The sequence below is a fragment of the Gracilibacillus oryzae genome, assembly GCF_009498735.1.
GTDB classification, from domain to species: domain Bacteria; phylum Bacillota; class Bacilli; order Bacillales; family Amphibacillaceae; genus Gracilibacillus; species Gracilibacillus oryzae.
Window position 1 is genome coordinate 163030 of sequence record NZ_ML762426.1, and the last position, 14376, is coordinate 177405.

The 14376-nt window shown below is 38.5% G+C and carries 13 protein-coding genes, 1 pseudogene and 1 other annotated feature; of the genes and pseudogenes, 12 read left to right on the forward strand and 2 right to left on the reverse strand.

Annotation, left to right across the window (positions count from 1 at the left end; all coding sequences use genetic code 11):
- The 7 genes from F9U64_RS22860 to F9U64_RS06130 all read left to right on the forward strand — a co-directional run.
- On the forward strand, nucleotides 1-169 hold a 169-nt coding region (locus F9U64_RS22860), incomplete at its 5' end, for a GyrI-like domain-containing protein (RefSeq protein WP_228275609.1).
- Nucleotides 170-384: 215 nt separating this feature from the next.
- Complete coding sequence (locus tag F9U64_RS06105) at nucleotides 385-573, forward strand: hypothetical protein (protein ID WP_153402123.1); 189 nt, start codon at nucleotides 385-387, stop codon at nucleotides 571-573.
- Between the two features lie 4 nt (nucleotides 574-577).
- Nucleotides 578-1690, forward strand: a complete 1113-nt coding sequence (locus F9U64_RS06110; RefSeq protein WP_153402124.1) for a DUF1835 domain-containing protein — start codon at nucleotides 578-580, stop codon at nucleotides 1688-1690.
- 24 nt (nucleotides 1691-1714) lie between these two features.
- Nucleotides 1715-2335 carry an NUDIX hydrolase gene (locus F9U64_RS06115; protein WP_153402125.1) on the forward strand — a complete coding sequence of 207 codons (621 nt, stop codon included), beginning with the start codon at nucleotides 1715-1717 and terminating at the stop codon, nucleotides 2333-2335.
- Between the two features lie 11 nt (nucleotides 2336-2346).
- The gene (locus F9U64_RS06120) at nucleotides 2347-2907 is read left to right on the forward strand and encodes a class I SAM-dependent methyltransferase (RefSeq protein ID WP_153402126.1); all 561 of its coding nucleotides are present in this window, start codon (nucleotides 2347-2349) and stop codon (nucleotides 2905-2907) included.
- Between the two features lie 214 nt (nucleotides 2908-3121).
- Nucleotides 3122-3664: a sigma-70 family RNA polymerase sigma factor gene (locus F9U64_RS06125; RefSeq protein WP_153402127.1), complete on the forward strand. Its 543-nt coding sequence runs from the start codon at nucleotides 3122-3124 to the stop codon at nucleotides 3662-3664.
- The gene (locus F9U64_RS06130) at nucleotides 3648-4727 is read left to right on the forward strand and encodes a DUF4179 domain-containing protein (RefSeq protein ID WP_153402128.1); all 1080 of its coding nucleotides are present in this window, start codon (nucleotides 3648-3650) and stop codon (nucleotides 4725-4727) included. Before F9U64_RS06125 ends, F9U64_RS06130 begins: the two co-directional genes overlap by 17 nt.
- A 198-nt stretch (nucleotides 4728-4925) precedes the next feature.
- On the opposite strand, the gene pflA is transcribed toward F9U64_RS06130, so the two are convergent.
- Nucleotides 4926-5657, reverse strand: coding sequence for a pyruvate formate-lyase-activating protein (gene pflA, locus F9U64_RS06135; RefSeq protein WP_194287295.1), 732 nt, complete (start codon nucleotides 5655-5657; stop codon nucleotides 4926-4928).
- 47 nt (nucleotides 5658-5704) lie between these two features.
- Nucleotides 5705-7966, reverse strand: a complete 2262-nt coding sequence (pflB, locus tag F9U64_RS06140; RefSeq protein ID WP_153402130.1) for a formate C-acetyltransferase — start codon at nucleotides 7964-7966, stop codon at nucleotides 5705-5707.
- Nucleotides 7967-8222: 256 nt separating this feature from the next.
- Nucleotides 8223-8438: a binding site (T-box leader), on the forward strand.
- A gap of 47 nt (nucleotides 8439-8485) precedes the next feature.
- Here pflB and argS point away from each other — a divergent pair.
- The 5 genes and pseudogenes from argS (at nucleotide 8486) to opp4B (ending at nucleotide 14372) form a co-directional block, all read left to right on the forward strand.
- Nucleotides 8486-10174: an arginine--tRNA ligase gene (gene argS, locus F9U64_RS06145; protein WP_153402131.1), complete on the forward strand. Its 1689-nt coding sequence runs from the start codon at nucleotides 8486-8488 to the stop codon at nucleotides 10172-10174.
- A 74-nt stretch (nucleotides 10175-10248) separates the two neighbouring features.
- A complete protein-coding gene (locus tag F9U64_RS06150; RefSeq protein ID WP_153402132.1) occupies nucleotides 10249-11136 on the forward strand; it encodes a VanW family protein in 888 nt (295 codons plus the stop codon).
- 342 nt (nucleotides 11137-11478) lie between these two features.
- Nucleotides 11479-12488, forward strand: a pseudogene (locus F9U64_RS06155) (ABC transporter ATP-binding protein).
- The gene (locus tag F9U64_RS06160) at nucleotides 12475-13407 is read left to right on the forward strand and encodes an ABC transporter ATP-binding protein (protein ID WP_153402133.1); all 933 of its coding nucleotides are present in this window, start codon (nucleotides 12475-12477) and stop codon (nucleotides 13405-13407) included. The pseudogene F9U64_RS06155 and the gene F9U64_RS06160 overlap by 14 nt, the downstream one beginning before the upstream one ends.
- A 2-nt stretch (nucleotides 13408-13409) precedes the next feature.
- Nucleotides 13410-14372 (forward strand): oligopeptide ABC transporter permease, encoded by a 963-nt coding sequence (gene opp4B, locus F9U64_RS06165; RefSeq protein ID WP_153402134.1) that lies wholly within the window; start codon nucleotides 13410-13412, stop codon nucleotides 14370-14372.
- Nucleotides 14373-14376 lie beyond the last annotated feature (4 nt).

Below are 14376 nucleotides of genomic sequence, written 5' to 3' on the forward strand. Positions count from 1 at the left end.
AATGCCTGATGCTATCCAGAATGTATGGAAACGGATTTTCTCCGAATGGTTCCCATCAACAGGGTATGAGCATGCAGATGCCCCAGAACTGGAAGTATATTACCCAGGAGATCCTGCCAGTGCAGATTACCGGAGTGAAGTATGGATTCCTGTGATTGATAAGAAATAGAAGATAGAGAGCAAAGCAAACATCTGAACCTTGATATAGGCGTCTTGGTTCAGGTTTTTGCGATTACTTTTACAAATATTACACAGGGGCTTTTTATTCAAGTTAGGTTAAATGCCAAGAGAGAAGATAGGAAGTTAGCTGAAGGTATTGGAAGGGCGTCTGAATGCCAAGAGAGAAGGTAGAAAGAGAGCTGAAGGCATTCGCAGGGCGTTTGAATGCCAAGAGAGAAGGTAGAGAGTGAGCTGAAGGCATTAGAAAGGCATCTGAATGCCATGATGGATAGCAAAGAAAGAGCGGAAGGTATTGATAACAGTGTAAAATCGTTTATAAACTGGTTTGGCAGAAGAAATTCGAAAGGTAAAAAAACTTCATCAATACTAGCTCTTCATAAGTCATTATTATAGGAGGATGATCCCAATCATAACGAAAATTAATACTCCATATATTTACTTTTTGTCAGAAGCTGACCTGGTTTTCGTCTATCCGTTTCATTTTACAGATTATATAACCTCTGCAGATTTAAGTGAAATAGGAACTACTTATAAAATTAATGATAAGAATGAATTTCAGACCTTTGATCATCATGATTATGAGGAAAGTAAAGAAATGGGTTTCAGTTACTTTGTAAAAGAAGAAACGCTAAATTACATGGTAGAAGAAATTAATAAGCAGATTCAAAAATATAAAAATCAGAAAGGAATAGACAACCAGTCTGATCCTGTTCATATAGTCACATCAGAATCTGTTGCTGGTTCGCTAAAAGTAGCCTTGAAAAGACCAAAACATGTGATTGGTTTTCCTGATAGTTTTGCAATAGGACCTCTGTGGAAATTAGAAACAAAGGAAGGTCAAACTTACCGGAGTAATTGGTTGCTTGATCATATTAACATGGAGGATGACGAATACCAGATTAAGTGGAACAATGCTCTGCGTGAGATAATAGATATTTCGGTTAATGTTCCGATTTATCTCTGGTATGGCAATAATGCGGACGAACAATCAGGATTGCGATTTTATCTTTATTTATTGAGAGACAAGACAAATCTAATCTATCTAATCAATACAACAGAACTCTATGAAAAATTCTATGCAAGCAAAGAAATTCAAGGTATCTGTAACAGTGGCCAACTAGAGCCAAACCAGTTAGCATTCATTTTTAATGAAACAGCACATGTTCCGCTGTCATTCGAACAGCGAAGTGATTTTCAGGAGCAATGGGAAAAGCTGGCGCAATCGCAAGATGTGTTGCGTATTTGGATAAATAATACTGTTCAGCCTTTGGAGGAAGAGCATTATGATTCTTTCATTCTGTCAACAATTGATAGGTTGCATCAAAAGCAAAAGAAGCAAGATTTTATCCTTACTGCTGATGTGATTGGCGAATTATTGATCGAAATGGAGGAATATATTGATTACGCTTTTTTGGAATATCGAATTCGTCACTTAATCTATAGTGGAATATTGGAGTTAAAAGGGGTGCCTAAAACGATGAGGCACTATAGTGTGAAACTCAGATCCTGACGATCTAGAATGGGAGCGAGCAGTTTGGAAACAGAACAATTAAAAATTTTTGACGATAATCGAAAGGAAATAGGAATTGCTTCACGAAGCGATGTACATAAGTTTGGCTACTGGCATGAAGTGTTTCATTGCTGGTTTGTCAGTACCGAGAATGAAGTAAATTATATTTACCTGCAATTGCGCAGTGCAAATAAGAAAGATTACCCTAATCTCTATGATATAACAGCAGCGGGTCATCTTCTGGCAGATGAAACAGTCAAAGATGGGGTTCGGGAAATTGAAGAAGAACTGGGGATAAGTGTAGCTTATGATGAATTATTTCCATTAGGGACGATCGATTATTGTGTCATAAGAAAAGATTTTATCGATAAAGAGATTGCGAATGTTTTTTTACATAAGTTTAATATGAAAATGGATGATTTTACTTTGCAAAAAGAAGAAGTGGCAGGTATGGTGAGAGCTGAATTTACTGATTTTGAGGCACTGTGGAATGGTGGGAAAGACACAATTGAAATTAGTGGATTTGTGCTGGATCAGGCAGGGGAAAAGGTGATTAAGGAAGATCGTATAGGGAGAGAGCATTTTGTACCACATCAGTCTTCGTTCTATCAAGCTGTTATTGGCAAGATAAAAGAAATTGTATAAGGTGGTATTGTATGCAAACTATTGATAATTTAAAAGTTGTCATTGGTGCCGGTGACCATAATAACAATCCAACATGGCTTCAAACACAGGAAAGTGAGCTGAATCTGTTAAGGAAATCGGATTGGGAAAAAAACTTTTCTTCAAATACACTTCAAGCTATTGTAGCAGAACATGTCTGGGAACATTTAACCTATGAAGAAGGTGTGAGTGCTGCCGAGATATGTTACGAATTTTTGAGACCTGGAGGCTATGTTCGTTGTGCTGTCCCTGATGGCTATTTTCCAGATAAAGAATATCAAAATGTTATCAAAGTAGGGGGTCCTGGACCTGAAAATCACCCAGCTGCCAGTCATAAAATCGTACATAATTACAAAACCCTTCGTTCGCTGTTTGAAAAAGCAGGGTTTATTGTTGATCTATTGGAATATTGTGATGAGAAGGGCAATTTTCACGAAAGTCAATGGGATGAAAAAACAGGATTTATTTACCGTTCTAAACGTTTTGATCATCGGAATAAGAGTGGTAAATTAAAATTTGTTTCAGTTATAGTTGATGCTGTAAAACCAAGTTAATGTGGTTCATCAAATAAGTGTGTACGGATGAATCACATATAAAGATGAAAGAAAATTCTAATTATATAAAAAGAGTCTTTCCATACGAATAGCATGTTTTGATAGCAGGTGCTGATCAGAACATGCTTTTTTTATATACAACAAAAGAATTCTCTAAAGTTGAAACTTTTCGTCACACCTCTTCGCTCTAATTAAATGAAAGGAGGGTTACATTGTGAAACATGATATAAAGACAGTAAAAAAAGCCATTAACGGCGATAAGAGCGCTTTTGAAAAATTACTGATTCAAGAAGAAAAAATGCTCTACTACAAAGCGTTATCTTATGTTCGAACAAAAGAAGATGCATTGGATGTGATCCAGGAAACCGCATGTAAGGCTTTTTTAGCAATAAGCCAATTGAAGAATCCGGAATATTTTTCTACATGGCTTTTCAAAATTCTTATTCGGGAGTGCTACAGTCTGCTAAAAAGCCGGGATAGAATAATCCCATATGAAGAAAATGAGCTGTTAAAGAAATTAGATCGTGAACAGGATGAGGAGATCGAATCGTTTCACCTGAGTGAGGCATTATCCAGACTACGGTCTTCTTATCAGACATGCCTGATTTTGTTTTACTATCATGACTTGTCAATTAAGGATATTGCTGAGGTGATGGAAAAGCCTTCTGGCACAATCAAAACCTATTTACGCAGAGCGAAGAAAACTTTAAAGAGCGAATTAGAAAGGAGTTACAAATTAAATGAAAAGACTTCATGATCAGATAGAAGAGTTTCCGAAAGAGGATGTTCGATCAGCGATTCATAGAGGGATTTCTCAGGCAGAAAAGCAAAGGAATGATGACATTATGCAACCAAAAATAAACAAAAAAAGAAGAAAGGTATTATACACATTAGGCAGTGTTGCAGCAGTATTTATGATATTGGTGGGTTCCTCCTATTATTCACCGGCATTAGCAAGCAGTTTGTCTCAAATACCGATTATTGGATCCGTTTTTGGGAACTCTGATTTAATAGGATTACAGCAGGCTCAAGAGAATGGCTTAACTAATAAGGTTGGGGAGACACAGACAGTTGATGGCATATCTGTAACGCTTGATGAGGTTTTATATACACCAAGCAAAATTACTGTCGGGCTCATTATTGAAACAGAAAAAGAACTTGAGGAACATTACTTTGGAGCTGGGATGGATATAACAATAAACGGAAAACTTCCGAAGGGTTCATCAGGCAGCTATGGAGAAGAAATCCAGTCTGACACCGTAATTACTGCTATTCAGGAAATATCGGTATCAGAGGAAATGCCTGATGCCTTTGATCTTGGTTTAATTTTGCATGGGGAGAATGGAGAAAAATGGTACTTCACAACTCCTATCGAAAAAATTACCGATGTTCAGCAAATTCCGCTTGATCACAGCCAAACGGTTGATGGCGTTGAACTGACAGTAAAAGAGTTATCGTTAAGTGAAGCAGGTGGAAGTATATCATTTGAGAGTTTAGAAGATGGAACAGACTTTGCATTAAGCAAGGGAAAATATATTGAATTCAAGCTGGTTGATCAAAATGGCAATGAAATAACAAGTTATTCAGGAGGAGGATCAGGGGAAATCCGTGGGGACAAACTCTTCTATCAAAGCAGTAAAGATTTCGATCCAATTGACAATTCTGTAACTGAACTAACAATCACACCATATTTAGCTCTTCCAAGTGGTGGCGGCAGTGTGGAAATTGATGAAAATGGGGAATCAAGAGAGCTGGAATTGAATTTCGATGTTTTACAGCCTGTTGAATTTGAATCAATTAAAGTGGAGATACCGCAATAAATAAGCTAAAAACTAAGGCTTTTGTCGGAAAAATTGGCAAAGAGCCTTAGTTTTTTAATTGAACTATGGTTTAAACATCAAAGAGTTCAAGGCTGAGCTCCAAATTGAAAAATAAAGGCAGTTTAAAGAGATCATAGAGCTCCAAACTGTTCTCTCAAAGATGAATAAATCCAGTTAACCATCAAACCAACTGCCCTCTCATAGGCTGTTCAATATTCTCTCCGCATTTTCTATTCTGTCAGCTGTTGGCGGTTCGATGCCTTCTAGGGGATAAGGAATGCCGAGCTCCTCCCATTTATATATCCCGAGTTTATGATATGGCAAAACTTCAATTTTTTCCACATTGGATAGTTTTTTAATAAAAACAGCTAATTGTTGTAGTGCCTGATCTTCATCACTAATGGTAGGCACCAGCACATGCCTTATCCAGACAGGCACTTGTCTTGTGTCCAAGTATCTTGCGAATTGTAAAATATGCTGGTTGGTCATTCCTGTTAATGCTTGATGAGCTTCTTTGTCTATATGCTTCAAGTCAAGCAGGACAAGATCTGTTACCTGCATCAGCTTATCTAATTTCTCTATATAGTAGGGAGAGGAAGAGAAACAGCCTCCACAACTGTCTAATGTTGTATGAATCCCGTTCTTTTTGAGTGTTGTAAACAATTCGATGAGAAAATCGATTTGCAATAGCGGTTCACCACCGCTCACCGTTACTCCTCCGCCAGAGGCCTGGAAGAAAGGCAAGTATGAAGAAATGTCGGTGAATAATTCTTCTGCCGTTACCTCTTTACCTTTACTCCTGTTCCAAGTATCGGGGTTATGGCAATACTTACATCTCAATAAACACCCCTGCATAAATATCACGTATCGTAAACCTGGTCCATCGACGGTACCACATGTTTCGACAGAATGTATTCGGCCATTCATCATACTCACCTCTTCTGTATTTTTATAATCGGTTGTCCACAGTCGCTTAGCTACATGGATTCATGGAATGTACGATTAATCACATCAATTTGCTGTTCACGAGTTAATTTAATAAAGTTGACAGCATAACCGGAAACGCGAATAGTCAGCTGTGGATATTTTTCCGGATGATCCATGGCATCCATTAACGTTTTACGTTCAAACACATTGATGTTCAAATGATGCCCTTTTTTCACAGCATAGCCATCTAACAAGCCTACTAAGTTATTCACACGAATTTCTTCTTCTTTTCCTAAAGCTTTCGGTACAATGGAGAAAGTGTTGGATATTCCGTCTAAAGCATAGTCATATGGCAGTTTTGCAACAGAACTTAGTGATGCAAGGGAACCTTTCGTGTCACGGCCATGTAATGGGTTCGCCCCTGGTGCAAATGGTTCGCCAGCTTTTCTGCCGTCAGGTGTGTTGCCCGTTTTCTTTCCGTAAACCACATTAGATGTAATCGTTAAAATTGACTGGGTAGGCGTTGCGTTTCGATATGTTTGATGTTTGGCGATTTTGTTCATAAATGTTTTAACAAGGTCTTTTGCCATATCATCGACTCTGTCATCATTATTGCCGTATTTCGGATAATCACCTTCGATTTCATAATCTACTGCCACCCCATTTTCATCCCTAAGTACTTTGACTTTACTGTATTTTATTGCACTTAAGGAATCTGCCACAACAGATAATCCTGCGATACCACAGGCCATTGTGCGATATACATCCCTGTCATGTAATGCCATTTCCAGTCGTTCATAGCTGTATTTATCATGCATAAAGTGAATAACATTCAAAGCATTCACATAAAGACCAGCAAGCCAATCCATCATTTTATCGTATTTTTCCATTACTTCATCAAAATCTAAATATTCAGCTGTAATCGGTGCGAAAGAGGGACCTACCTGTATTTTCAGTTTCTCATCTACACCACCATTAATTGCATATAATAATGCTTTCGCTAGATTGGCCCTTGCTCCGAAAAATTGCATCTGTTTGCCGATCTTCATTGCCGATACACAACAGGCGATACCATAATCATCGCCGTATTGTTCACGCATCAAGTCATCATTCTCATATTGGATCGAACTGCTTAAAATCGACATTTTGGCACAATATTGTTTAAATGCTCTAGGCAATTGTGTTGACCATAATACGGTTAAATTCGGTTCAGGTGCCGGGCCTAAGTTTTGTAATGTGTGTAAAAAGCGGAAAGAGTTTTTTGTTACCAATGGACGGCCCTCCAGCGATATTCCGCCAATTGATTCGGTTACCCATGTTGGATCACCACTGAATAATTCATTATAATCTGGTGTTCTGGCGAATTTAACCAGTCTTAGTTTCATGACAAAATGGTCAACTAATTCTTGTGCCTCCATTTCTGTTAAAACGCCTTCATCCAGGTCTCGCTGAATATAAATGTCAAGGAAAGTGGAAACTCTTCCTAAACTCAGTGCAGCACCATTTTGCTCTTTAATTGCTGCGAGGTATGCGAGATACATCCACTGTACCGCTTCCTGAGCGTTTGTAGCAGGTCTGGATAGATCAAACCCATAAATATCTCCTAATTGTTTTAATTCATCTAATCCTCGTATTTGTTCTGCCAGTTCCTCACGGTCGCGGATTACCTCTTCCGACATGATGCCATTTCCGCCAATAATGAAAGCTTGTTCCTTTTTATCTTCAATTAAGCGGTCGACACCGTAGAGAGTAACACGTCTGTAATCACCGATGATTCGGCCTCTGCCGTATGCGTCTGGCAGCCCTGTGACAATGCCCGCTTTTCTTGCTAACAGCATTTCTTTTGTATAAGCATCAAATACCCCTTGATTATGGGTTTTGCGATAATCTGTGAAAACATTCACAAGATTGTGGTCAATTTTATAGCCATAAGACTCTGCTGCTGCCACCGCCATTCTTATGCCGCCAAATGGCTGCAAAGAACGTTTGAAAGGTTTATCTGTTTGGACACCGACAATCTTCTCTTTCGATTTATCCAGATACCCGGCTCCATGGGAAGTAATCGTAGAGACAATAGCTGTATCCAGATCATAGACCCCGCCTTTTTCCTGTTCTTCTTTTGTTAACTGCATGACCTGCTTCCATAATTCCAATGTACTTTCTGTTGCATCAGCTAAAAAACGTTCATCCCCTTCATACAAAGTATAGTTTTTAAGAATAAAGTCCCTGACATTTACTTCTTCTTGCCAGTTGCCGTTTACAAATCCTTTCCAAGCTAAATCCGTATGTTTCCTTTCTTCAACAACTTTCATGAAATGTACCTCCTTAATAAGTTTGTTCAAGAGTGATCATTCTTATCTTCTCTTTTAGTATATCGCAATAGAACGAGGAAGTCATGTGAAATATTGAACATAATCATAATGCTATTTGTTTGATTCATATTTTTGACACATTTGGATGAAAGCAGAGACACAAGCTTTTAAATGAAGGGGCCGAATAAGCAAAACACCATTGTTTTTTTCATCTTGCAATTTCTGTATAGTTGTATATAATTAGAAACAATACTTTTTAAAATCAGTGACAAAGAGAGTAGTTATTTGTATGGACAAAAGCGAGTCAAGGATGGTGAGAGCTTGACCAAATGACAAATAATGAACCGCACTTTGTAGATGCTTTCCTGAATAGGAGTAGGGAAAGCCGGGGGAATCCTCGTTAAAAATGAGAGTGGTTTTGTGTAAAACAAGTAGAGTGGTACCGCGGGCGAAATGTAACCCCGTCTCTTTTCAGTTGGAAAAGAGGCGGGGTTTTTTATCATGAGGAGGAAAATAAATATGAATTATAAAAATATGTTTGTTGAGGCACTCTTTATACAATTACAAGGAACTTTGGAAAAAACGGTATTAGAAAACATGATAGAGAAACCTAAATACGAGAATATGGGTGATTGGGCCTTTCCATGCTTTGAATTGGCTAAAGTGTATCGTGAGTCACCGCAAACTATTGCTGACAAATTAAAACAGAACCTGGAATTACCTGCATTATTCGAAAAAGCCGAGACAGTTGGTGGATATCTAAATGTATTTCTTCATAAATCAGACGTATCTACTTACATTATTAATAAAATTCTTTCAGAAAAGAGTAATTACGGTTCCAGCAACACCGGTCATAATAAAGTCATTACCATTGATTTCTCCTCACCGAATATCGCCAAGCCTTTTTCAATGGGGCATTTGCGCTCCACTGTTATTGGCAATGCATTAGCAAACATTGCCGAAAAATCCGGCTATACAACGGTGAAAATTAATCATTTAGGGGATTGGGGAACACAATTTGGCAAGCTGATTGTTGCCTACAAGAAGTGGGGCGATGAAAAGAAGGTAAAAGAAAAACCGATAAAAGAATTATTAAAATTATATATTCAATTCCATGAGGAAGCAGAACAATATGAAGATTTAAATAACGAAGGGAGAGAATGGTTTAAGAAGCTGGAAGAGGGTAATGAGGAAGCATTATCATTATGGCAATGGTTTAGAGAAGAATCACTAAAAGAGTTTGCGAAAGTTTATGACCTCTTGGGTGTCAAATTTGACTCATATAATGGGGAAGCTTTCTATAATGACAAAATGGATCATGTTATTCAGCTTCTTGAAGAAAAAAATTTATTACAAGTCTCAGAAGGAGCAAGAATAGTCGAGGTAAGCAATGATATGCCCCCTTGTCTAATCAAGAAGAAAGATGGAACAACGCTATATGCAACTCGTGATTTAGCTGCAGCTATTTATCGTCAGGACACGTATCAGTTTGCGAAAGCATTATATGTGGTTGGCCATGAGCAATCTCTGCATTTTAAACAGCTCTTTTCTGTCCTGGAGAAGATGGGCTGCACATGGCACAAAGGTCTTGCCCATGTACCTTTTGGAATGATATTAAAAGATGGTAAAAAAATGTCCACTCGTAAAGGAAAGGTTGTACTTTTAGAAGAAGTTTTACAAGACGCAATCAAGCTCGCGGAGAAAAATATTAGCGAAAAGAATCCAACCCTTGCTGGAAAAGATGAGGTTGCTCGCCAAATCGGAACTGGGGCTGTTATATTTCACGATCTGAAAAATTACCGCTTAAACGATATTGAGTTTTCTCTTGAAGATATGCTGAGATTCGAAGGGGAGACTGGGCCATATGTGCAATATACACATGCCAGAGCTTCTTCTATTTTAAGAAAAGGAAATTTTCAGCAGACGGATGAAGTGATGCAACTAGACGATGATCAGGCATGGACGATCATCACAACATTAGTCGAATTCCCGAATGTATTGAAACGTGCATTGAATGATTATGATCCTTCACAAATCGCAAAGTATACACTTGACCTTGCCAAATCGTTTAATAAATATTATGGTTCAGTTCGTATCCTGGAGGAACATGAGCAGAAACAGGCTAGACTTGCTCTTGTATATTCTGTTCAAACAGTCCTGCAGGAAGCTCTGCGGTTATTAGGAATACAGGCACCTGACGAGATGTAACAGTGGACATGGCTCTAATATCTCACATAAAATCGTGTCTGTGATCCATACTATATCTTGGGAGGGCATGTGATATGAAAACTTATGGTATGGTGATCGTTTTATTATTATTCAACAGTATTTCTCTTTCTGGCGCAACAGCAGACCTTGTGATAACACTTAAAGAAGAGCAGATTACAAGTGTGAACAGAGAGGAACTGAGGGTACTTTTTTTTGATGAACCAGTGATTGATGAAGATAAATATCAACAGTTTGTCCAAGAGCTTGAGCAGAAGATTTACCAGGAGCCTGTTGATGCGACAATTGATGATAACAATGTCATTGTGCCAGGAAAAGCGGGTTATCAGTTAGATCGTAAAGAATTCAGGGAGAAGTTTTACAGCTACTTTTTCTCGGATAATGCTGACAAGATAGAAATTCCTGTGATGGAGGTATTTCCAAATGTAGATAGTGAACTGCTGGCAAATATTCGCACACAGCAAATCGGCCATTATACAACCTATTTTAACAAAAATAATGAGGAAAGATCTCATAATATTTTCCTTTCATCTGAAGCAATTAATAACCATGTTGTATTTCCCGGGAAGACCTTTTCCTTTAACAAAGTGGTTGGCAAAAGGACAGCAGAGAAAGGATATTTGCCCGCACCTGAGATTGTAAAAGGCGAATTAACGGAAGGGATAGGCGGAGGCATTTGTCAAGTGTCTTCCACTTTGTATAATGCGGTCGATCGTGCTGGTGTGCAAATGGTTGAACGTTATTCTCACAGTAAGCGGGTGCCATATGTCCCGCCAGGCCGTGATGCAACTGTCAGCTGGTATGGCCCTGACTTTACATTCAAAAATAATCTGAACCAGCCCATTCTGATTCGTTCAGAAGTAAAGGGAGGAAAAGTAGACATTGCTATCTATTCTTCTGATCAGATTGAATACACCCCCCGAGAAGTTCCAGCAGCTTCTTAGCAAGAAAAAGTCGACCTGTTAATAGATCGACTTTTTTTTAATATTATTTAAAAACGAGAATATGATAATATAAAATATTTGAAATAAAAATGATAAACAGGGGGGCTTTAAGATGAACTTGATAGGATATGCAAAAACTATACTATTTCATGCTAGATATACACAATTGAAAGCGGTTACCTAACAATTAACGAAAGAAGTTTTTACAATAATTGAAAACTCTGCGTAAGATTCCTTAACATGAGTATTGCTGGATACTGGTTTCGAACATACAATTATTTCAAATCATACTAGAAAAAAGAAATAAAGGTTTGCCTGAAAAAAGAATGGAGGGGTCAGAGAATGTCCGATGCTTTGTTGAATATTCAAAATTTACAGACTTCTTTTAAAATAAAAGATCACTATTATGCAGCAGTGGATGATGTGACTTTGGAAGTAAATAAAAACGAAATTGTCGCAATTGTTGGGGAATCAGGCTGCGGTAAAAGTGCGCTCGCAGCATCCGTAACCGGTTTACACAACAAAGACAGAACGAAAATTGAGGGCCATATTTATTATAAAGACAAGGATATTGTCAATACATCTGCCAGTCAGTTAAATCAATTGCGCGGCTCAGAGATTGGCATGATTTTTCAAGATCCATTAACAGCTCTTAATCCATTAATGATTGTCGGCGAACAGATTGAAGAAACATTAATATTGCACCAGAAAATGTCTAAGCAGGAAAGAAAACAAAAAGTACTGGAATTGTTAGAAGATGTAGGGATCCCCCGTCCTGAACAGACATTTCATCAGTATCCGCACCAATTATCTGGCGGAATGAGGCAGCGGATCGTAATTGCGATTGCGATCGCCAATAAACCCGGTTTGTTAATTGCTGATGAGCCAACAACCGCTCTTGATGTAACAATACAATCACAAATCCTTGACTTAATCTTGAAATTAAAAAAAGAAATGCATGCAGGCGTCATTTTAATCACCCATGATCTAGGAGTGGTCGCAGAGATGGCTGATCGCGTTGCTGTAATGTATGCAGGACAAATTGTGGAAGTGGCACCAGTTGTAGAACTATTTGACAACCCACAGCATCCATATACTCGCTCATTGTTCCATCCGCATTGTCCAAACAGGAACGTTTATATGTTATTCAGGGAGTTGTCCCGCCATTACCAAGCCTGCCGCGTACTGGCTGCCGTTTTCAATCACGAATTCCCTGGATCACAGAAGATGCTCACGAGAAAGAACCTTCCCTGCATGAAATCAGTCCAAATCATTATGTCAGATGTACTTGTTACAAACATTTTCACTTCTTGGATATGGAGGAAGGGGGAGTTGATCATGGCGTTTCTTAAGGTAGAGGATTTACATGTCCATTTTCCGGTACGCAGTGGTGTATTTAAAAGAATTGTTGGCCATGTGAAGGCTGTAAATGGTGTTTCACTTGAATTAAAACAAGGAGAAACATATGGATTAGTTGGTGAATCAGGTTCTGGTAAGACAACAACAGGGCGGGCAGTAATCGGGTTAAATGAGATAACCTCAGGCAAGGTTTTATACAACAACCATGATTTGGCAGGACTGATACGATCAAAGGAGATTCAAAAAGAAATTCAGATGATTTTTCAGGACCCTTACTCTTCCCTGAATCCGAAAAAGCGGGTGTTGGATATTGTGGCAGAGCCGTTAAGGAATTTTGAAAGCCTGACAAAACAAGAAGAATTCAGTCGTGTCGGGCAATTACTTGATCAAGTTGGATTAAGCAAGGAAAGTATCTTTAAATACCCACATGAATTTTCCGGTGGGCAAAGGCAAAGAATCGGGATAGCAAGAGCGATTGCTTTACATCCTAAACTGATTATTGCTGATGAACCTGTTTCTGCACTGGATGTATCTGTACAGGCACAAGTTTTAAATTTTATGAAAGATTTGCAAAAAGATTTGAATCTGACATATCTGCTTATCAGTCATGATTTAGGGATTATTCGGCATATGTGTGATCGAATTGGAATTATGTATAAAGGGCGTCTGGTGGAGGAGGCGAGTGCGGAAGAAATTTATCAGAATCCGCAACATATTTATACGAAACGATTAATTTCATCGATTCCAGATATCGATCCGAAGAACAGGGAGAAACGGGCTGCATTACGAGACGAAGTAAAGCGGGAGTTTGATAAGAAAATTAACAATTATTTTGATTCTGACGGAATTGCGTATGATTTGAAACCAATTTCCGACAGTCATTTCGCTGCATTGCCAGGGGAGGGACTTTAAAAATGTGGACTTTTACCATCCGGCGTATTTTGATCATGCTGCCGCAAATTCTTTTGTTAAGTATTGTGATCTATCTGCTGGCGAAAATGATGCCAGGTGATGCATTGACAGGATTAATTGATCCAAATATCGGTCCTGAAGCAATTGAAGCACAGCGGGAAAAGCTTGGCTTAAATAATCCATGGTATGTGCAGTATTGGGACTGGATAACAAATGTGTTTCAAGGGAATTTAGGACAGTCCTTTCAGCATAAACTTCCTGTAACAGAATTAGTAAGTCAGCGTCTGATCAATACATTCTGGCTGTCTGTCATGACACTGATATTAACATATGCCATTGCGATTCCATTAGGATTAATCAGCGGCCGTCATAATGATACATGGACGGACAGAATGATTACTGGTTATACGTACATTGGATTTGCTGCCCCTATCTTTATTTTTGCCCTGCTTATGTTGTTTGTTTTCGGTTTTCATTTTGGCTGGTTTCCAACAAGTGGCAGTGTCGAACCAGGAGCAGTCCCTGGAACGTTCGATTATTTTATAAGCAAAATCAATCATATGCTGCTTCCGGCACTTTCGATGGCTCTGATTACAACTGTGTCGACAGTCCAGTATTTGCGTAGTGAAATTATTGATACAAAACAGAAAGATTTTGTCTTACTTGCACGTTCCAAAGGAGTAAGTGAGTCACGTATTTATCGAAATCATATTTTCCGTAATTCGTTATTACCAGTTGCCGCCTTTTTCGGTTATGAAATTACCGGTTTAATTGGAGGCTCAATCTTTATTGAGAATATATTCAGTTACCCTGGAATAGGACAATTATTTTTAAATTCAGTAATGCAGCGTGACACAAGTGTTGTTACAGCACTTGTTCTCCTGTTCGGTATTGCGTCCATCCTGGGAACATTGCTATCTGATATTATTCTGAGCATTGTCGATCCAAGGATTCGGATGAAATAGTATG

Coding starts and splice junctions, on each gene's coding strand:
- F9U64_RS06105 (WP_153402123.1), top strand. CDS start 385: ATGCCAAGAGAGAAGGTAGAGAGTGAGCTGAAGGCATTAGAAAGGCAT.
- F9U64_RS06110 (WP_153402124.1), top strand. CDS start 578: ATGATCCCAATCATAACGAAAATTAATACTCCATATATTTACTTTTTG.
- F9U64_RS06120 (WP_153402126.1), top strand. CDS start 2,347: ATGCAAACTATTGATAATTTAAAAGTTGTCATTGGTGCCGGTGACCAT.
- F9U64_RS06130 (WP_153402128.1), top strand. CDS start 3,648: ATGAAAAGACTTCATGATCAGATAGAAGAGTTTCCGAAAGAGGATGTT.
- pflA (WP_194287295.1), bottom strand. CDS start 5,657: ATGATGAATGGCCGAATACATTCTGTCGAAACATGTGGTACCGTCGAT.
- pflB (WP_153402130.1), bottom strand. CDS start 7,966: ATGAAAGTTGTTGAAGAAAGGAAACATACGGATTTAGCTTGGAAAGGA.
- argS (WP_153402131.1), top strand. CDS start 8,486: ATGAATTATAAAAATATGTTTGTTGAGGCACTCTTTATACAATTACAA.
- F9U64_RS06150 (WP_153402132.1), top strand. CDS start 10,249: ATGAAAACTTATGGTATGGTGATCGTTTTATTATTATTCAACAGTATT.
- F9U64_RS06160 (WP_153402133.1), top strand. CDS start 12,475: ATGGCGTTTCTTAAGGTAGAGGATTTACATGTCCATTTTCCGGTACGC.
- opp4B (WP_153402134.1), top strand. CDS start 13,410: ATGTGGACTTTTACCATCCGGCGTATTTTGATCATGCTGCCGCAAATT.